The organism is Nocardiopsis coralli (assembly GCF_014892575.1).
Lineage (GTDB): Bacteria > Actinomycetota > Actinomycetes > Streptosporangiales > Streptosporangiaceae > Nocardiopsis > Nocardiopsis coralli.
In genome coordinates this window covers 22478-41187 of sequence record NZ_JADBGI010000036.1, presented here as the reverse complement: position 1 = coordinate 41187, position 18710 = coordinate 22478, and the positions used below count along the sequence as shown (strand labels likewise).

General features: G+C 72.1%; 14 protein-coding genes, 2 tRNA genes and 1 pseudogene. 3 read left to right on the top strand and 14 right to left on the bottom strand.

Annotated elements, in window-relative coordinates; all coding sequences use genetic code 11:
* From IDM40_RS28980 to IDM40_RS28435, 13 genes and pseudogenes are all read right to left on the bottom strand, one after another.
* A pseudogene (locus IDM40_RS28980) lies at positions 1 to 304 on the bottom strand (ATP-binding protein); the annotation flags it as partial.
* Positions 305 to 1145: 841 nt separating this feature from the next.
* Entirely contained in the window at positions 1146 to 2957 is a 1812-nt protein-coding gene (locus tag IDM40_RS26410) for an ABC transporter substrate-binding protein (protein WP_193124791.1), read from the bottom strand.
* Positions 2954 to 3145, bottom strand: coding sequence for a hypothetical protein (locus IDM40_RS26405; protein ID WP_193124795.1), 192 nt, complete (start codon positions 3143 to 3145; stop codon positions 2954 to 2956). The genes IDM40_RS26410 and IDM40_RS26405 overlap by 4 nt, the downstream gene beginning before the upstream one ends.
* 5 nt (positions 3146 to 3150) lie before the next feature.
* The gene (locus IDM40_RS26400) at positions 3151 to 4176 is read right to left on the bottom strand and encodes an ABC transporter ATP-binding protein (RefSeq protein ID WP_193124794.1); all 1026 of its coding nucleotides are present in this window, start codon (positions 4174 to 4176) and stop codon (positions 3151 to 3153) included.
* 50 nt (positions 4177 to 4226) lie between these two features.
* Positions 4227 to 5291: an ABC transporter ATP-binding protein gene (locus IDM40_RS26395; RefSeq protein ID WP_407940049.1), complete on the bottom strand. Its 1065-nt coding sequence runs from the start codon at positions 5289 to 5291 to the stop codon at positions 4227 to 4229.
* Between the two features lie 5 nt (positions 5292 to 5296).
* Positions 5297 to 6175 (bottom strand): ABC transporter permease, encoded by an 879-nt coding sequence (locus IDM40_RS26390; RefSeq protein ID WP_193124789.1) that lies wholly within the window; start codon positions 6173 to 6175, stop codon positions 5297 to 5299.
* Positions 6176 to 6187: 12 nt separating this feature from the next.
* Complete coding sequence (locus IDM40_RS26385) at positions 6188 to 7285, bottom strand: ABC transporter permease (protein WP_193124788.1); 1098 nt, start codon at positions 7283 to 7285, stop codon at positions 6188 to 6190.
* 219 nt (positions 7286 to 7504) lie between these two features.
* Entirely contained in the window at positions 7505 to 8116 is a 612-nt protein-coding gene (locus IDM40_RS26380) for a septum formation family protein (RefSeq protein ID WP_193124787.1), read from the bottom strand.
* 203 nt (positions 8117 to 8319) lie between these two features.
* Complete coding sequence (locus IDM40_RS26375) at positions 8320 to 8796, bottom strand: septum formation family protein (protein ID WP_193124786.1); 477 nt, start codon at positions 8794 to 8796, stop codon at positions 8320 to 8322.
* A 585-nt stretch (positions 8797 to 9381) separates the two neighbouring features.
* Positions 9382 to 9457 (bottom strand) — tRNA-Lys (locus IDM40_RS26370).
* A 152-nt stretch (positions 9458 to 9609) separates the two neighbouring features.
* Positions 9610 to 9682, bottom strand: a tRNA-Lys gene (locus tag IDM40_RS26365).
* A gap of 129 nt (positions 9683 to 9811) precedes the next feature.
* The gene (locus IDM40_RS26360; RefSeq protein ID WP_193124785.1) at positions 9812 to 9997 is read right to left on the bottom strand and encodes a hypothetical protein; all 186 of its coding nucleotides are present in this window, start codon (positions 9995 to 9997) and stop codon (positions 9812 to 9814) included.
* 147 nt (positions 9998 to 10144) lie between these two features.
* On the bottom strand, positions 10145 to 12781 hold the full coding sequence (locus IDM40_RS28435) for a BTAD domain-containing putative transcriptional regulator (protein ID WP_328807136.1): 2637 nt from the start codon (positions 12779 to 12781) through the stop codon (positions 10145 to 10147).
* Between the two features lie 205 nt (positions 12782 to 12986).
* Between IDM40_RS28435 and IDM40_RS26350 the strand changes: the two genes are divergently transcribed.
* Both IDM40_RS26350 and IDM40_RS26345 read left to right on the top strand, forming a co-directional pair.
* Complete coding sequence (locus IDM40_RS26350; RefSeq protein WP_193124784.1) at positions 12987 to 13946, top strand: MurR/RpiR family transcriptional regulator; 960 nt, start codon at positions 12987 to 12989, stop codon at positions 13944 to 13946.
* Positions 13947 to 13982: 36 nt separating this feature from the next.
* Entirely contained in the window at positions 13983 to 14957 is a 975-nt protein-coding gene (locus IDM40_RS26345; protein WP_193124783.1) for an N-acetylmuramic acid 6-phosphate etherase, read from the top strand.
* Positions 14958 to 15300: 343 nt separating this feature from the next.
* On the opposite strand, the gene IDM40_RS26340 is transcribed toward IDM40_RS26345, so the two are convergent.
* Positions 15301 to 16917 carry a DUF885 family protein gene (locus tag IDM40_RS26340; protein WP_193124782.1) on the bottom strand — a complete coding sequence of 539 codons (1617 nt, stop codon included), beginning with the start codon at positions 16915 to 16917 and terminating at the stop codon, positions 15301 to 15303.
* Positions 16918 to 17010: 93 nt separating this feature from the next.
* Between IDM40_RS26340 and IDM40_RS26335 the strand changes: the two genes are divergently transcribed.
* Complete coding sequence (locus tag IDM40_RS26335; RefSeq protein ID WP_193124781.1) at positions 17011 to 17700, top strand: SanA/YdcF family protein; 690 nt, start codon at positions 17011 to 17013, stop codon at positions 17698 to 17700.
* The last annotated feature ends 1010 nt before the right edge of the window (positions 17701 to 18710 follow it).

Here is an 18710-nt window from a genome sequence, read left to right as displayed (position 1 = left end):
GCTGCGGGTCCGCGGGCGGGCGGCCGGGTGCCGGGGCCGGCGCCTGGGCGGCCGGGGGTCCGGCGTGGGCGCCCTGCGCGGGTGAGCCCGTGTGCCCGGGGGCCGGTTGCCCGCGGTGGTCGTCGGTCTCGGCGTTCTCTGATGAGAAGGGAGTGTCGGTCATGGTGTCCGTCGTCGTGACGTGGGGCTGCGGGCTGCGCGGCTCGGGTTCGTCGAGTCCGACCCCGCGCCAGGTTCCGACCTGGGCGGTGCCGTCGTCGACGTCGTCGACCTCGGCGCGCGGGGTCGTGTAGGGGTTGGGCACACTCGTCGGTGCTGCTGGCCGGTATCCGTCCTCAGCGGACCGGGTGTGGGGTCCCGTGGCGTCTCCGCCCCCGGTCCCGGACGGGTGGCCACCTGGATTCTGCGAGTGCGGATGCACGGGCTGATGCACGGGAAATCCTTGCTCGGTCTCCGGGGGTTCGTACGCTCTGACCATCCGCGAGATGGCCCGGCGCAGCCGTCCCTCCCGCCTGGTTGCGTGCCCATCCTCCGTCGACGCCGTCCGGGACAGGAGGGGGTCGTCGCCGTCGTGCGGTGACTGCGCCTGTGCCACGATCTCGTCTCCTCGACTCGGGTGGGCGGGGCGGCGGTGGTCCGCTGCCGTCGCCCTCCGAGGGGAGGGGGCCGTGCCGGGGACCGCGACCGGGCCCCCGTCGTCTCGACCGGGTGCCCCGTTCGCCGGGGGAACGCCGCGACGGTTCTGTGCGGTGTGTGCACGGGAGGGGCGGGTGTCGGCCCGGCTCAGCGAGCCGGCCGGGAGACAAGTATCCATACCCCGCACAATTCCTGTACTTACGCCGAGAACCGTCGTTCGGTTCGCCAGACTAACAAAGCCGGACCGCCTTGACAGAAGAATCGGAGATCGACGGGGAGCGAACCGGAGATTCCCGCCCTGACATGCGAGAACGCCCTGCACAGGGACCTCGCAGCGCACAGGATTTGGAGTGCTTTGTGGTGGTATGTCCGTTTTCTGTCCGAGGTTACTTCCTGGTTCTGATCCTCCGGACGACCGAAAATCCACCCCCCGCGAGGAGAGATTCCGGACACCAGAAGGCACGGGCACCCGCAGGAATCGCGGGAACCCGTGACCGGAAATACCGTGCTCAGCCCTCCACGGGACGCAGGTCCCCCTGGATGAGCTGCAGAATCACGTGGTTGTCCTGGTACTGCTCGTTCTGCCCGGCCGGGTGGTCGTGGTCGAAACCCGCCACCCGGATCCCCTCGACCGCCGGGGACAGGTAGGTGTAACCCCACACCGGGATGCGCGGCAGCAGCTCGTTGAAGACCGTCATCATCGTGCGCAGCGCCTCGGTGCGCTCCTCCTCCGAGTCCCCGCGCTGGGCGGTGTCCACCAGTTCCCGCAGGTCGACCTCGCCGTGCGTGGGGCTGTCCACCTCCAGCTCGAAGGACTGTCCCGGGGCGTCGCTGCCGGGGTCGTTCTCGGTCAGGAAGTTCATCTGGAACGCACCCCAGTAGTCGGGCTGCTCGGGGTTGCCCCACTGCCGCACCGCCACCTCGAAGTCGCCCGCGCCCCAGATGCCCCACGGGTTGTCCTCGGGCACGTTGCGCGCGGTCGTCGGGATCCCGAAGTCGGTCCAGGCCTCCTCGACCTGGGTCGCGGTGAGCTCGAAGTCGTTCCACCCGGCGACACCGATGACCTCGAACCCGGACTCGGACCCGTCGGGCAGGTGCCAGACCCCGTCCTCCTTGGTCCAGCCGGCCTCCTCGAGCAGTTCCTCCGCCCTGTCGAGGTCCTGGTCGTAGGTCTCCAGAGCGTCCAGTTCCTCCGCGGACATGAGCTCCTGGGCCTGCCGGTCGACCAGCCCCGTGTAGTGCTCGATGCGGTGGTAGCCCTCGCCGCGTGCGACCTGGCCGATCTGCTCCCCGTCGAGGACGAGGGCGAGGGCCTTGCGCACCCGCACGTCCTCCAGCTCGGGTTTGGCCTCGAAGTTGAACATCAGGCCGACGCCGTCGTACCCGGCGTGCTCGATCCAGGTGAAGCCCTCGACCTCCTCGAAGGCCTGCTGGTCGGCGGCGGACGGCGCCAGGGTCGAGTAGTCCACCTCGCCCTGCTGCACCAGCAGCGCCGACTGCCGGTTGTCGCCCTTGTGCACGACGACCTCGTCGAAGTGGACCTCGGTGCCCTGGTAACCGTCCTCGTTGCGCACCAGGGTGATGCGCGCGTCCGACATCTGGGCCTCGTCGAACTTGTACGGGCCGCTGCAGACGATCTCGTCGGGCGCGAACTCGACGTACTCCGCGTTCCACTCGGTGTGCTCGTCGTCGCCCTGGCGCACCCCGTCCTGCACCAGGTCCAGGGCGCGCTCACCCAGGTCGGCGTAGGTGACCTTGGAGACGATGCGGTGCTTGAGGATGCTGCGCTCCAGCCCGTCGAAGCGCTCCTCCATGCCCAGGCGCACGGTGAGGTCGTCGAGCTTCTCGAGCTCCTCCACCTGCGGGAACCCGAACCCCCACGGCGGGGCCTCCAGGATGCGCATCGCGTAGCTGTACATCGCGTCGTCGGCGTTCAGGCTCTCGCCGTCGCTCCAGTGCAGGCCGGGCCGGAGCGTGACGAGCAGGTCGTCGCCGTCCCACTCGTGGCCCTCCAGCAGCAGGTGGTCCCACTCGTGGGTGTCCCAGTTGAACATCGCACCCGTGCACAGGAAGAGGTCCTTGTACACGGAGTTGAGCAACAGCGCCCCGTCCTCGGTGTGCACGTTGCGGGTCTGGGAGTCGAGGTCGAAGTCGAAGACCCCGGTGAACTGCGTGGGCCCGTCCCCGGCCGAGTCACCGCCGGCGCAGGAGGTCAGGAGCCCGGCACCGGCCGCACCGGCGGTGCCGAAACCGACCGCGCGCAGCAGGCGGCGCCGGCTCAGGTCGGGCAGGAGCGCGTGCTTCTGGGGGATGGAGGTCATTCGTGGCGCTTCCTTTCGAGAAGGAGGGCGAGAAGGCCGAGGGCGACCACGAGCGCACCGATCCCGACGGTGACGACGCTGATCACGGACTCGGCCGAGCCCGGGGGGTTGAGGAACACCGTGAGCGCACCGCCGATCACCAGCAGGGCGCCGACGGCGAGGCCGAATCGGCCGATGAGGAGGAACACCCCGCTCACCCGGGCCCGTCGACGACGTGGCAGGCCAGGAGGCGGCGTCCCCCGGTCTCCACCAGCGGGGGCCGCTCGGTGTCGCACCGGCCCTGTTCGTACAGGGGGCAGCGGGGGTGGAAGTCGCATCCGGAGGGCAGGTCGGTCAGGTCGGGGATGTCGGCGCTGCGGAGCCGCACCCGTTCCTTGGTGCGCGCCAGGTCGGGGTCGGGTTCGCACACCGCCGAGACCAGGGCGCGGGTGTAGGGGTGGCGGGGGTCGTTGACCACGTCGGGGGTGGGCCCCTGTTCCACGACCTTGCCCAGGTACATGACCGCGATCTCGCCGTCCCAGGCGAAGTACTTGGCCACGGCGAGGTCGTGGGTGATGAAGCAGAACCCGACACCGAGGTCGTCGCGGAGCGCCCCCAGGGTGTTGAGCAGGCTGACGCGGATCGACACGTCGAGCATCGAGGTGGACTCGTCGGCGATGATCACCTCGGGGTCCATCGCCAGGGCGCGGGCGACCGCCACGCGTTGGCGCTGGCCGCCGGAGAGCTGGTGCGGGTACTTGTCGAGGTGGTCCTCGGCGGGGGTCAGGTCGACGCGTTCCAACAGGTCGATGGCGGCGCGGCGGGCCTGGTCGCGCCCCTTGGCGAGGCCGTGGCGGCGCAGCCCTGCGGTGAGCGTGGAGTGCACGGTGCGCACCGGGTTCAGGGACGCGTAGGGGTCCTGGTGGATGTACTGGACCGCACGCCGGAACCCGGCCCGCTCCTGCTTTCCGAGCGCCCGCAGCGCGGTGCCGCGGTAGAGCACCTCTCCCCCGGTGGGTTCGGCCAGTCCGGCGGCCATGCGCGCGGTGGTGGTCTTGCCGCAGCCGGACTCGCCCACCAGGCACAGGACCTGCCCGGGGCGCACGTCCAGGTCGACGCCGGCCACCGCGGGCACGTCGCCGCGCGGGGTGGAGAAGACCTGGCGGGCGCCGCGCAGGCTGAGCACCGACGGCTCGGTGCGGCGGTCGACGGGACCGCGTCCCTCCGGGGCGGGGGACACCGCGCGGCCGGGTCGGGGTGCGGGTGTGGTGTCCGGTACGGGCTGTTCGATCACGGGTGGCCTCCTCGTGTGGGGAGCTCGGCGCCGTCGGCGTGCAGGCAGGCGGCCGCGTGGCTGAGCCCCTCGTCCCGCGGGTGCAGGACCCTCAGCTCCGGGCGGGTGGCGGTGCACTCCTCGGTCGCCCGGGGGCAGCGGGGTTCGAAGGAGCACCCCGGGGGCAGTGCGTTGAGCCCGGGCGGCCCGCCGGGCAGGGGTTCGGGCACGTGCCGGTCGCCCGCGACCGGGGGCACGGAGCCGATGAGCGCCGAGGTGTAGGGGTGGCGTGCCCGGTGGAAGAGGTCCCGGGTCGTGCCGGTCTCGATGAGGCGCCCGGCGTACATCGTTCCGACCCGGTCGGCGAGTTCGGCGGCCAGGCCGAGGTCGTGGGTGATGAAGACCATCGAGAAGCGCAGGCGTTCGCGCAGTTCGGTGAGTTGCTCGACCACGGAGCGCTGGGTGAGCACGTCCAGCGCGGTCGTGGGTTCGTCGAGGATCAGCAGCTGGGGCCGCAGCGCCAGGGCCAGCGCGATGAGGGCGCGTTGGCGCATGCCGCCGGAGAGCTCGTGGGGGTGGCTGGGCAGCACCCGGGCGGGGTCCAGGCGCACCATCTCCAGGAGCTCGGCCGATTCCTCGAGGATCTCCGCGCGGGGCCTGCGGGTGCGGCGTTCGTGGGCGCGGAAGGTGTCGAGGAAGTGCTCCTCCATGCGCAGGACCGGGTTGAAGGCGTTCATGGCGCCCTGGAAGACCATGGCCGCCTCGTTCCAGCGGAAGCGGCGCAGGTCCTCCTTGGCCAGGGTGCGCACGTCGACCTGGTCCCCGCTCTTGCGCCGGAACAGGATCTGCCCGGCCGAGACCGTCCCGGTGCGGGGCAGCAGGCGCAGGAGCCCGAGGCCCAGGGTGGTCTTTCCGCAGCCGGACTCGCCGACCAGGGCCATGGACTGGCCGGGGTACAGGTCGAAGCTCGCGTCGTGGACCGCGGTGAGCCGGGTGCGGCGTCCGGTGCGGTACCCGACGTCGACGCCGCGCACGGACAGCAGGGGCCCGTCGGCGGCCGGGGCGGGGGGTGTGGGGGTCACGGGGCTCACCTGTCCCGGAGTCGGGGGTCGAGGGCCTGTTCCAGGGACCGGGTCATGGTGACCAGGCCGATCTGGAAGAGCATGATCATCACCATCGGCGCGATGAGGAACGGCGCCGCCGACGGCAGCAGGAACGCGTTGTTGTCCCAGGCCTGCTGGATCATCAGGCCCCAGTTGTCGGCGGTGCTGGGCAGCAGGCCGAGCAGGTACATGCCGACGACGGCGTAGATCGCGTTGGTGATGGCGATGATGAAGTTGATGAAGATGTAGCCGGCCATGTTGGGCAGCACCTCGACGAAGAGGATGCGTGCGGTGCCCAGGTCCTGCAGGCGGGCGGCCTCCACGAACTCGCGTTCCTTGAGGGTCAGGACCTGCGCCCTGATCGAGCGCATGAGGAACGGCCACGTCACGAGCCCGATGATGAAGGAGACCACCAGGGGCGAGGACGTGCGGTAGAAGGAGGCCACGACCAGCATCAGGACGATGAACGGGATCGTCATGGTGATGTCGGTGATCTGGAGCAGGATGTGGTCGACGCGTCCGCGCACGTACCCGGCGATCCCGCCGAGGACCACGGCGATGGCGACGGTGATGAGCGCGGCCACGACTCCGACCCAGATGGGTTCGCGCCCGCCCATGACGAGCTGGACGAAGGTGTCCTTTCCCTCGTGGTTGGTGCCCAGCCAGTGTTCGGAGCTGATGGGGCCCCAGATGGCGGTGGTGTCGGTGGGGTTGTGCGGGTCCACGAGGTAGGGGCCCACGAACGCGAAGGCCAGGACGCTCAGGACCAGGCAGAGCCCGATGATCCCGCTGGTGGTGCGGGTGAGGCCCTGTGCGATGGTGCCCCAGACGCCGGCGGCGGGGGCGGAGGTGGTGACGGCCATGCAGGTGCCCCCTCAGGTTCGGATGCGCGGGTCGAGACGGCTGTAGAGGAGGTCCGCGACGAGGTTGGCCAGCACCACGCACGTGGTGATGATGACCAGCAGCCCCTGCAGGAGCGGGTAGTCGCGGTAGTTGACGGCGTCCAGGAGCAGCCCGCCCACGCCCTTGTAGACCAGGACCTGCTCGACGAAGATCGCGCCGCCCACGAGGGTCCCGAAGGAGATCGCGATCTGGGCGACCAACGGCAGGACGGCGTTGCGGCCGACGTAGGAGAAGGCGATGCGGCGGTCGCGCAGCCCGCGGGCCCGGGCGACGGTGACGTAGTCCTCGCCGAGCACCTCGGTGGTGGAGGCCTTCATGACGAGCATCCACGTGCCGATGATGGCGAGCACGTAGGTGACGATCGGCAGGGCCGCGTGGTAGAGGGCGTCGCCGACGAACTCCGCGGTCAGCCCGGGTTCCACACCGGGGCTGAGGGTGCCGCGCAGGTCGATGGGGTCGAACCAGCCGAGGTACATGCCGCCGCCGGTGACGAGCAGCATCGCGATGAGGTAGTTCGGCACCGCACCGAGCACGGAGGCGACGACGCTGAGCACGTGGTCGAGCACCCGGTTGCGCCAGTAGGCCATGACCATGCCCAGGGCCAGGCCGAGCACGATGGCCACGAGCGTTCCGACGCCGATGCTGAACAGGGTCCAGGGCAGGTACGCGCCGATCGCCTCGGCCACGGTCTGCCCGGGCCGGTTGATGGTGTTGCCCATGTCGAGGGTGGCCAGGCCGGAGATGAACTCCCACCACTGGCTCCAGAGCGGGGCGTCGGGGTCGTAGGCCAGGGAGTTGATCGCGACCGCGCGCGCCTCGTCCATGGACATGCCGCCCTGCGTGAGGCGGCCGGCCATGACGTCGACGGGGTCGCCCGGCATGGCCCTGCCGAGGAAGAAGGTCACGTTGGCGACGACGAACACGACGACGAAGGCCTTGCGGACCTTCACGAACACGTAGTTCGACCAGATCCGGCGCAGCGGCGGGACGCGGGCCCCGTCGTCCCGGGCGGTCGTGGCGCCGCCACCGGGGTCGGGCGGCGGAGGGGTGGCCGCGATGTCGGTTGCCACGGGAGGGGTGCTCCTTCGGGCGGGGGGTATCGGGGGGACTAATAGGAAACTTTCCTAATAGATGGTCACAGTAACCGAGCCCGATGTCCCGCACCAGGGGGAGCACGCGTTTGTTTCCGGTTGGAGACCTGCCCCGGACACGACGGAGCCCCCGGAGCGTTGCTCCGGGGGTTCACGTGAAGGGCCGTCGGCGGCGGCCGGCCTCAGAACCGGCCGGTCCTAGAACCGGGCGTTGTCGAGGGTCCCCTCGGTCTGGCCCGCGGGGTCGAACACCAGGCACAGGGCCTCGCGGTCGTTGTGGTCCTCCCAGCCCTCGGCGGTCGGGAAGAGCGTGGTGTACTCCAGAGTGGACTCCTCCCACTCCACACCCACGAAGCCCTCGAAGGCGTCGACGCACGCCTCGTCGGCAAGCCCGGCGACCTCTTCCTCACCGGGGAAGGTGCTGTCGCCGTCCAGGTCCGTGGTCTCGTAGACCTCGAAGTCGTGCGGCTCCTCGCAGTCGACCTTGGGGACCTCGGAGACGGTCTCGTCGGGGTTGGACTCCATCTCGTTGAGGCAGTCGCCGACGCGGAGGGTGAACACGTCGGTGTCCTCGGGGTCCACCTGTTCCGGGGGCTCCTCGGTCTCGACGGGCTCCTCGGTGGGCTCCTCCGTCTCGGGGGACTCCTCCTCGGTGGGCTCGGGCGACGGGCTCTCGTCCGCGCTGTCACCGCTCAGGGCCGGGGGCAGCAGGGGCAGTTGGCCGCACGCCGAGAGCGACAGCGCGGCACCGGCTGCGAGGGTCCCGAGAACGATGCGGCCGGGCAGCGAGCGGCGCGATTCGGACAACATGGGCACTCCACTGTTCGGTTCGGTCATGTACCGGCCTGACAACCGGTGACACTCGTAATGATGCGCACACCCGGCCGCTGGTTCCGTCGCAGGGGTGTGCAAATCGGGCGATCTGCTCGGGGGCCTCTCCCCCGCAGCCGTGACTGTGCAGGTCACGGCGGCTCATGCGGGGGTTCGGCGGGGTCCGGCCGGGTCCGGCCCGATCAGATGCCGGCGCCCTCCTGACTGCCGGTGACCGTCTCCATGGTCTCGAGGTAGCAGAGGATCTCCCGGTCGTCGGCGCGGTCCCAGCTCTCCTCGGTGGGCACGAGGTAACTGGCCCAGATCTCGCTCGTCATGTAGTCGGTGCCGACGAAGTCCGTGAAGGCCTGTCCCTCACAGAGCTCCATGGCCTGCTCGTCGACGGCGGCCTCGCCGGGGAAGTCGCCGTCGGGCAGGTCCTCCGCGTAGAAGAACTCGCCGTCGTGCGGCTCGTCGCAGTCGACCAGCGGAACGTCCGTGACCGCGCCTTCCGACAGCGACTGTTCCATGTCCGAGACGACGAAGCAGTCGCCGACCTCGACCGAGAGGACGTTGCCGCCGAGGAGACCGGTCAGAACACCGCAACCGGACAGTGCGCCCACGGCGCCCAGGGCGAGGGTGGAGGCGGCGACACGTCGTGCGTTGAGGACTGAGGGCATGAATGTACTCCAGGGGGTTTCGAAGGGGGCTCCCGTGCAACGGGAGAAGGCAAGAATTACCCATCGGCGCACGAGTGTCAATTCCGTTCTGCAAGCCATTCCCCTGTACCGAGAACACTCGGACGATCACCCGTCGTGCCTGGTCGAGACCGTGCTCCACCTGGAAACGGCGGATCGCGGGCGCCATGGGGAAATGGCGCGGGAACGGCGCCGGCACCGAACCGAATTCGAGCAGTGCCGCGCAGTTTTCAGAACGGCGAGTTCAGTGCTGTGTGCGTTCCGGGGGAAGGGGTTCCGATGGGTTGTGACGCCGCCGGCGGCGTTCCGGTTCCGGCGAAGACGCACGGATTCTGCGGGAAGCGCCGGGGGCACGGGGAACCCCGGACACGACAGAGGCCCCGGTCGGACGACCGGGGCCTCTGCTGTGTGGTGCGCNTCCGGGGGAAGGGGTTCCGATGGGTTGTGACGCCGCCGGCGGCGTTCCGGTTCCGGCGAAGACGCACGGATTCTGCGGGAAGCGCCGGGGGCACGGGGAACCCCGGACACGACAGAGGCCCCGGTCGGACGACCGGGGCCTCTGCTGTGTGGTGCGCCATCAAGGACTCGAACCTTGGACCCGCTGATTAAGAGTCAGCTGCTCTGCCAACTGAGCTAATGGCGCTTATTGTGTGGCGTCCGGGCCGGGCCCTTCCGCCGTTCCCACTCTACCGGAACTCCGGAGTGTTCCGATTCGCACCGGAGGCGATCTGGGACACAGGGCCTCCGTGCGGCACAAGCGTGACCCCGGTGTTTCGACCGAGGTCACCGTGCTCGTGCGTCATCAAGGACTCGAACCTTGGACCCGCTGATTAAGAGTCAGCTGCTCTGCCAACTGAGCTAATGACGCCTGCCGCTCGTCCGGGTGGCTCCTGCCCTTCCGGGCGGCCTCCCTGGCGACGTCATCAACTCTAGCAGGAGCTCGGGACGGCCGCGAATCGACGCAGAACCGACCCGGGACCGGTTCGCCGTACCGGATCTAGGCGAAGGCCAGGACCAGTGCGACGATGATGCCGATCGCGAGCACGACGCCCACCCCGGCCAGGACCAACGGCAGAATCGGGCGCCGGGCGGTCTCCTCCGGCTCGGGGTTGTCGTCGACGAAGCGGCGGAAGTGCTGCGTGGTGCCCGCCGGGTCAGGGTTGGGTTCGTTGTTCTGTGCCATGGACCTGACACTAGCGACTCGCGTGAGCGCTGAGGACCCCTCGAAGAAGATCTGGCCGATTTCACAAACGCCGTTGACCTCCGGCCCCTCGCAGGCCTCGCGACCCGGTTCCCGATTGACCCCGGTGGCTGGGCCTTGGTGCCCATGTCACCGCGGTGAAAGCCGGACGTAAGACGCAAGGCGCACACTCTGCTCAGGCGGGCCGGGAGCGGTCGGTACTTCCCCGCGGTCGCGACGGTTCGCCACGGGCCCGGCGTTCAGGACGGAGGCCATTCGGGCCACCGGGGTGCGAGCCCGCGCCGGGTCCACCTCCCCCACCCTGCGCACGAGTTCCGGAACGGTCTGCTCGGGGTTGGCGCGCAGCCACGCCGCCGCCATGCGCAGGACGAGGGGAAGGCCGTCGCAGATGCCCGCCAGGAGCTCGAGCTCCGGGTCGGGCCCGCGGCCGAGGAGGTCGGCGAGCACACGTACGGCGTCGCCGTCCCCGAGCGGGCCGATGCTCACGGTACGGAACCCCTCGAACGCCATGAGGTCGGTGAGTCGGATCCGGCTGACGACCAGGACCGCGCACCCGGCGCCCGGGAGGAGGGGGCGGACCTGGTCGGCGGAGCGTGCGTGGTCGATGAGGACCAGGACGCGCCGCCCCGCGAGCGCCGAACGGAGCAGGGCCGCGCCTTCCACCGTGTCGCGGGGACGGTGCGCGGACGGGTCCGGGACCAGGGCCCGCAGCAGGCAGCGCTGCACGTCGATCGTCCGGCGCGGGGCACGGTCGGCCTCGCGCAGGTCCACGTAGAGCTGGCCGTCGGGGAACGCGTCGAGGACGGAGTGCGCCCAGTGCAGGGCGAGCGCGCTCGCGTCGGTTCCGAGGGGGCCGCGGAGCAGGACGGGACGGGGCCGGGCGCCGTAGGGGTCGGCGAGCCGGTCCAGCTCGATCAGCGCCGCGTTGCGTCCCACCACCGGCCCCGGCGGGGCGGGGAGCTCGGCGGGCACCTTCGGCGCGCGCGGTTCCGGGAGCCGCACCAGCCCGCCGCGCGGGGTCGGGTCCTGCCGCTGCGCCGGCCCGGCCGCGGGCGCATCCCCCGCGTGGGGTTCCACCGCCTGACCGTGCCCATGCGTCGCACCGCGCGCCACCGGGGCCGGTCCCGGCCCGCGCCCGTGCGCGGCGCCGGAGGCGGGCACGGGGCCTGAGCCCGGCGCCTGCGCGTTCCCGCGCGGGGTGGACGCGGCCGCGGCGCCTTGTTCCTGTGCCGGGGCGTGCCCATGCGCCTGCACACCAGGAGGCGTCGCATCGACACCCGGTTCCGGTCCCCGACCGTGCGCAGTAGGGCCCTCGGGCGCGCACTCTCCTCGACAGGCAGCACCACCCGCGCACGCGTGCGCGTGATCTGCCCCCTCGCTCGACGGCGCCCCGGGGCCCGCCACGGACGGGCCCGCGTGTGCCTGCGCCGGCACCGGCCGGCGTCCGCCTTCGGCCCCGGACGACGCGCCCGCACGACCTGCGGGGTCCGTGGGGCCTTCGGAAACGGGGTTCGTATGCGCAGGGCCCCCGGGGCTCGGTGAAGGGCCTTCGGGGCCCACGTGAGCCCCGGCAACACCGGGGCCGCCCGGCGCACCCGAGCGTTCGGGAACCGCGCGACCGGGGCACCCAGTGCCTTCTTGGCACGTGTGGCCTGCGTGGCCTGCGCATTCTGCGTGCTGCCCGTGGCCCGCGTGACACGTGTGGCCCTCGTGATCTACGTGATCCCCGTGGCCCGGGAGAACCCCTGGGGCGCCCGGCTCGCCTCGAACACCGGGCTCCCGCGGGCGAGGAACCGGGGGCGACCCGCCGACGTCCGATTCCGAAGCCCCGGGGGCTCCCGCATCACTGCGGCCGCCGGCCGTTCCGCCACCGGAACGATGGGCAGCGCCTGCAGCGCCGGCCGCCCCCGTAACGGCGCCGGGCTCACGGCGCGCAGCGACCCCGTCGACCCCGCGGCGCCACGCACCGGCACCGGGCCCAGTACCCGCGCCGGCGTCGTCCAACAGCACCGCCCGGTACACCGAGCACAGCTCGTCGCCGGGCTCCGCGCCCCGCCGCGCGGCCAGGGCCGCCCGCGTCCGCTCGTACACCCGCAGCGCCTCGTCGCGGCGCCCGCTCCGGTGCAGCGCCCTCATCCGCATCCGAACCAACGGCTCGCGTTCGGGGTGATCGGCGCTGATGTCGCGGATGCGCACCGCCACCCGCTCGTGGTCGCCGTGGGCCAGGGCAGCGGCACACCCCTCCTCCGCGGCGCCCAGCAGCTCCTCGGTGAGCGGCGCGACGTCCTCCTCGTGCAGCACCTGCCCGGGCACGTCCACCAGTACCGGGCCGCGCCACAGTTCCAGGGCCCGCGCGAAGAGATCGGCGCACCCCGTGCGGTCCCCCCGGCGCCCGGCCTCGCGCGCCGCCCGCACGAGCGAACGCAACCGCAGCAGGTCGCAGTCCTCGTCGCGGAGCTCGACCCGGTATCCGCCGTCGTCCCCGAGCACCAGCGGCGTCCCCAGCTGCTCGGTGAAGAGCGCGCGCAGACGGGCCACGTGCACCTGGAGCGCGCCCCTGCGGTCCGTTCCCGCCGCCTCGTGTCCCCACATCCGGGTGGCCAGCACACCGGCGGGTACCGTACGGCCCACACGCAACAGAAGGGCGGCGAGCAGGGCACGGCGTTTGTTCCCGCGCAGCAACAGGGGTTCTCCCCCGGTCTCGACGGTGAGGCGGCCCAACAACCCCACGCGCACCCGCGGCTCGGCCCGGCCGCCCAGCGACACTCCGCATCCCCCCTGCGACGGCGCTCGCGGGCATCTCCGCGCCGGCCCGTCGCGCCTGTACGTGACCAAGCGTGCCCGCTGAGCTGGGACGGCGCAACGGATCCGGGGCACTTGCCGCACAGGGCCGCACTTGGAATCCTGGATTCTCCCGATTTTTCCCCTCACCGCGTTGACTCTGCACCACGACCGAAAGAAACTTTCCTCCATGGCGCAAATCCCGAAGCCGACCGACGAGCACGAGGAGACCGAGCAGACGGCCGCGTCCCCGGTGCCCACGACGGTCCTGCGGATCCGTTCGCTGCTGCCGTCCCTGGCCCCCGCCGAGCGCCGCGTCGCGCAGCGCATCGTCGACGACCCCGAACGCGCCGCCGCCTCCTCCATCACCCAGCTCGCCAAGGACTGCGCCACCTCCGAGGCCACCGTCATCCGGTTCTGCCGCACCATCGACTTCAGCGGATACCGCGAGCTGCGCCTGGCGCTGGCGACCGAGGCCGGGCAGGTGCGCGGGGCGCGGTCCACCACGGCCGAGCCCTCCAGCGACATCAACCCCGACGACACCCTCGCGTCCGTGGTGCACAAGATCGCCTACACCGACGCCAAGGCCGTGGAGGAGACCGGTGCCGCCCTCGACGTCGACGAGCTCCGCGCGGTCATCGACGCCATGGCCGGGGCACGGCGCGTGGACGTGTACGGCGTGGGCGCCAGCGCGTTCGTCGGGGCCGACCTGCAACAGAAGCTGCACCGGATCGGGCTGGCCTCGTTCTCGTGGTCGGACGCGCACGTGATGCTCACCAGCGCCGCACTCCTGGGCGGGGACGACGTCGCGATCGGCATCTCCCACAGCGGCGCGACCCTGGACACCGTGCAGGCGTTGACGGAGGCGGGCCGCCGCGGCGCCAAGACCGTGGCGATCACCAACTTCCCGCGTTCGGCCATCGGGTTCGCCGACCACGTCCTGACCACGGCGGCCCGCGAGACGACGTTCCGGTCGGGGGCCACCGCCAGTCGGCTCGCCCAGCTGACGGTGGTGGACTGCCTGTTCGTCGGTCTCGCCCAGCTCCGCTACGCAGACAGCCGCACCGCCCTGGAGACGACCTACGAGGCGGTCCGCGGACTCCGGATGCACGACGACCGCAGACGCCGCCGCGGCGGCGCAGCAGAGTGAGGGAGAACCCGGGTGCGGACCGAAGAGGAGAGGGCTGTGGACGACGGTGACACCCCGTCCCGGAACGGGGACCACGGGACGGCCGAGGGTGAGGCCGTGATCGTGCGCGCCCCCACCGAGGAACGGAACTCGGGCACCTACGACATCGACCTGTTGCCGGCGTTGGGGATCCTGCGGGAGATCAACGCCGAGGACACGACGGTCCCGCGCGCGGTGGGCGCCGTCCTGCCGGAGCTGGCCCGGGCCGTGGAGTCGGGGGTGGCGGCTCTGGCGAGCGGGGCCGCCATCCACTACTTCGGCGCCGGGACCTCGGGCCGGATCGCGACCCAGGACGCGGCGGAACTCCCTCCCACCTACGGGGTGCCCCCGGAGTGGGTCGTCGCGCACCATGCGGGCGGCAACGAGGCCGTCCAGCGCGCCGTCGAGGGTGTGGAGGACGACTGGGAGACGGGGCGGGTGGACGCCGCCGTCGTCACCCCGGGGTCGCTGGTCGTCGGGCTGGCCGCGAGCGGTCGGACCCCGTACGTGGGCGGTGCGCTGGAGGCGGCTCGGGAACGCGGAGCCCGCACGGTACTCATCAGCGCCAACCCGGACGCGCCCCTCGCCGACGCCGCCGACGTGCACGTGGGGATGGCAACCGGGGCCGAGGTCATCGCCGGTTCCACGCGCATGAAGGCCGGGACCGCGCAGAAGCTGGCGCTGAACTCGTTCTCGACCGCGGTGATGGTGCGGATGGGTCGCACCTACTCGAACCTGATGGTGGGTGTGGACGCCACCAACGGGAAGCTGCGCGGGCGTGTGGTGACGATCCTGGTGCAGGCCACGGGGCTCGGCGAGGAGGAGTGCGCCCGCGCCCTGACCGCGGCCGGCGGCGACACCCGGACCGCGTTGGTGTCGTTGCTGGCGGAGGTGGACGCCGACCGCGCCGCGCAGGCACTGGACCGGGGGCAGGGGCGCGTGCGAGCAGCACTGGCCGAGCTCGGCCTCCCCGGCCGTGCGCCCTCGGCCTGACCTACCTGTTCGGGCCCGGGCCGGGGTCCGACGGGAGACCGGCCCGGGACGCGGACCTAAAGGGCCCCGGCCCCAGGACCGGGGTCCTCCGGGACGGAAGCCTGCAGAGCACCGGCCCACGTCCCCGGCCCGCACCCGACCTGGGTCCGGCCCAGAGAATCGTGTGACGCGGCCCGGGGCCGCGTCACACGGAAGGACCCGACGGCACCTACACCCTCGAAGCCGCCACCCGACAGGTGCGGCGAGCCCGGGGCGATCCGGCCACGCCGCCCCGAAACCTGGATCGAGCGCTTCCGCACCACACGGCACGGAGCCCTCGCCCTGGGAACGTCCCGCGCGCCCGTCACCCCCGTTCGAGCGCGTTCCCGAGCAGCCCGATGGGCGGCGAACCCAGCGCGAGCAGGGCGCGGTGGAACCGTGCGAGCGAGAACCCCTCACCCCACGCACGGCGGGCGCGCTCGCGCACCTCCAGGATCTCGAGCTTGCCCCACGTGTACCGCCCGTACGTGGGGTCGAAGGTCGCGCGGCGGGCCTCGGAGAGCGCGGCCGGTCCCCGCAACGGGGTGTCCGCCTCGAACCGGGCAGCCCCCTCCGCGACGTTCGCGCCGCCGGTGTGCATCGCGATCGCCACCGACAGGCGCGTGACCCGGATCAGGGCCTCCACGTAGACCCCGATCTCGTAGTGGGTCGGGGTCCAGTCGTGCCCGTCCAGGAACCCGGCGCCGGCCACCCGCTCGGCGGCGTAGGCACCGAAGCCCTCCTCCAGCAGCATCTCCTCCGCGTAGTGCGCCCACCCCTCGGCGAAGGTCATCGAGTGCAGCGCGGCACGTACGGGGCTCTCCAGCGCGTGCATCGACCGCCAGTGCGAGAAGTGGCCGGGCGCGACCTCGTGCACGCTCACGGCGGGCAGGGTGGTGTGGCTGAACATCTCCAGCCACTCGGCGCTCTCCTGCGGCGACCACGTGGGCTGCGGCGGGGTGATGTAGTAGTACGACGGGGTGTCGCCCTCCCAGGGCCCGCCGCCGGCCATCATCGCGGTGGCCCAGCGCTGCGACTCCGGGGACTCCTCCACCCGGCAGTCCCCGGTGTCGTCCGGAACCAGGCCCCGCTCGGCGGTGAAGTCGCGGGCCAGCCGGGTCCATTCCCGGGCCGCGTCGAGCACCCGGTCGGCGGAGGGGTGGCGGGCGGTGAGCTCGCGGGTGAGGTCCATGGCGTCGCGCCCGGGCTCCAGGCGTGCGGCGGCCTCCCCCAGGCCGTCCAGGAGCCGGTCGCGTTCCTCGTCGGCCCGGCGGGCGAGCGCGGCCAGGTCGACGTCGGCGGCCTCCGGGACCCCCATGAGCCGGGCGAGGCGGTCCGCGCCCAGCGTCGCCTCGGCGGGCCCGTTCTCGGCGGCCTCGCGCACGTGCGCGACCAGGCGCGCGTGGGCGGCCAGGGCGGTCTCCTTCTCCTGCGGGGGCAGGTCAGCGGGCACGTCGGCACCCACGCCCTCGACCGCGCCCATGAGCGAACGTGCGACCGGCGCCGGGACCCGGTCCAACGACGTGAGCGCGTTCTCGACCAGCCGCGGCCAGTGGCGCAGGTGCTCGCGCTTGGCCCGTTCGCGCTGCTCCCGCGGTGCGTACTCGCGGTCGTAGCCGGACAGGTCCATCTCCGACACGTGCAGAAGCGGGTTGGAGCGGTACTCCTCCAGCTGCAGGTTGCTCAGGCGCAGCCCGTCCTCGAACGCGGTGGCGTGCGCCTCGTCGTGGGGGTCCCCGTACGCGCGGACGGCCTCGGTGTCGAGGCGGCGCATCCCGGCCTCCACCCCGCCGGGCGAGAGATCGGCGACGACCCCGTCGTAGTCGTGCATGCCGACCCCTTCCCGCATGGTTCCGGGGACGAGGTCGGTCAGGGCTCGCAACCGCCGCGGCAGTGCGTCGATCTGCCGGTACTGGGGGGATCTCGGTGACTCGTGGGACATGCGGGAGACCCTAGCTGGGCGGGGATCGCGGGCGCAGCAGGATTGCCGGTTCCGGCCAGGAACCTCTGCGCGGTCCCGCTCGTCCACCCGGGTGTGACCGACCCGGAACCCTCTTCCCGCCCTTCCCGCGCGCGCCTGGTGCTGCGCGCCGCCGTGGCCGTGTGCGCGGCCGTCGCCGTGCTGAGCACCGTGGCGTTCGTGTGGCAGCTGAACTCCACGTCGGACCACCGCCACGCCGCGGCCGACGTCCCCGACCGCCCCGTCGCCGTGGTGCTGGGCGCGGGCGTGCGTTCGGACGGTGAGCCCAGCCGGATGCTCTCCCACCGCCTCGACGTGGCCGTGGAGCTCTACGAGGCGGGCAGCGTCGAGGTGGTGCTGGTCAGCGGAGACAACGGCGACGACCACTACAACGAGACCGACACGATGGCCGCGTACCTGGTGGAGGCGGGTGTTCCGGAGGAGCACGTCGTCGGCGACCACGCGGGTTTCTCCACGTGGGACACCTGCGCGCGGGCGGCGGAGATCTTCGGGGTGGAGGAGGCCACGGTCGTCTCGCAGGACTTCCACGTGCCGCGGGCGGTGCGGTTGTGCCGGGCCGCGGGGATCGACGCGGTGGGTGTGGGCGAGTCCCTCATGGACGAGCGCAGCACGGGCACGGTGTACGGATGGCTGCGCGAGGTACCCGCGGCGCTGTCGGCGGCGGTGACGGCCCGGTCGCTGCCGGAGCCGCAGCTGTTGGGCGACTACGAGACCGGCGTGGACGACGCACTCGCGAGCCGGTGATCGGCAGAAGCGGCCGCGCGCCCCGGCCGGCGTGAGCCGGAGAACGCCCGCCGCAGCTGTCCGGCCGTCGGCCGCCCCGGAAACCGAAGAACACCCCTGTGGAACTCGCCCCCTGGGCACCCCGGCCGGCGTAAGCCGAGGAAGCCCCGCCGCAGCTGCCCGGCCATCGGCCGCCCCGGAAACCGAAGAACACCCCTGTGGAACTCGCCCCCTGGGCACCCCGGCCGGCGTAAGCCGAGGAAGCCCCGCCGCAGCTGCCCGGCCATCGGCCGCCCCGGAAACCGAAGAACACCCCTGTGGAACTCGCCCCCTGGGCACCCCGGCCGGCGTAAGCCGAGGAAGCCCCGCCGCAGCTGCCCGGCCATCGGCCGCCCCGGAAACCGAAGAACACCCCTGTGGAACTCGCCCCCTGGGCACCCCGGCCGGCGTAAGCCGAGGAAGCCCCGCCGCAGCTGCCCGGCCATCGGCCGCCCCGGAAACCGAAGAACACCCCTGTGGAACTCGCCCCCTGGGCACCCCGGCCGGCGTAAGCCGAGGAAGCCCCGCCGCAGCTGCCCGGCCATCGGCCGCCCCGGAAACCGAAGAACACCCCTGTGGAACTCGCCCCCTGGGCACCCCGGCCGGCGTAAGCCGAGGAAGCCCCGCCGCAGCTGCCCGGCCATCGGCCGCCCCGGAAACCGAAGAACACCCCTGTGGAACTCGCCCCCTGGGCACCCCGGCCGGCGTAAGCCGAGGAAGCCCCGCCGCAGCTGCCCGGCCATCGGCCGCCCCGGAAACCGAAGAACACCCCTGTGGAACTCGCCCCCTGGGCACCCCGGCCGGCGTAAGCCGAGGAAGCCCCGCCGCAGCTGCCCGGCCATCGGCCGCCCCGGAAACCGAAGAACACCCCTGTGGAACTCGCCCCCTGGGCACCCCGGCCGGCGTAAGCCGAGGAAGCCCCGCCGCAGCTGCCCGGCCATCGGCCGCCCCGGAAACCGAAAAACACACCGGTAGAACACGCCCCCTGGGCG

Excerpts from the sequence above, each read along its gene's own strand:
- IDM40_RS26390 (WP_193124789.1), bottom strand. The coding sequence starts at position 6,175 with ATGGCCGTCACCACCTCCGCCCCCGCCGCCGGCGTCTGGGGCACCATC.
- IDM40_RS26360 (WP_193124785.1), bottom strand. The coding sequence starts at position 9,997 with ATGGCACAGAACAACGAACCCAACCCTGACCCGGCGGGCACCACGCAG.
- IDM40_RS26380 (WP_193124787.1), bottom strand. The coding sequence starts at position 8,116 with ATGTTGTCCGAATCGCGCCGCTCGCTGCCCGGCCGCATCGTTCTCGGG.
- IDM40_RS26350 (WP_193124784.1), top strand. The coding sequence starts at position 12,987 with ATGGCGCAAATCCCGAAGCCGACCGACGAGCACGAGGAGACCGAGCAG.
- IDM40_RS26340 (WP_193124782.1), bottom strand. The coding sequence starts at position 16,917 with ATGTCCCACGAGTCACCGAGATCCCCCCAGTACCGGCAGATCGACGCA.
- IDM40_RS26375 (WP_193124786.1), bottom strand. The coding sequence starts at position 8,796 with ATGCCCTCAGTCCTCAACGCACGACGTGTCGCCGCCTCCACCCTCGCC.
- IDM40_RS26410 (WP_193124791.1), bottom strand. The coding sequence starts at position 2,957 with ATGACCTCCATCCCCCAGAAGCACGCGCTCCTGCCCGACCTGAGCCGG.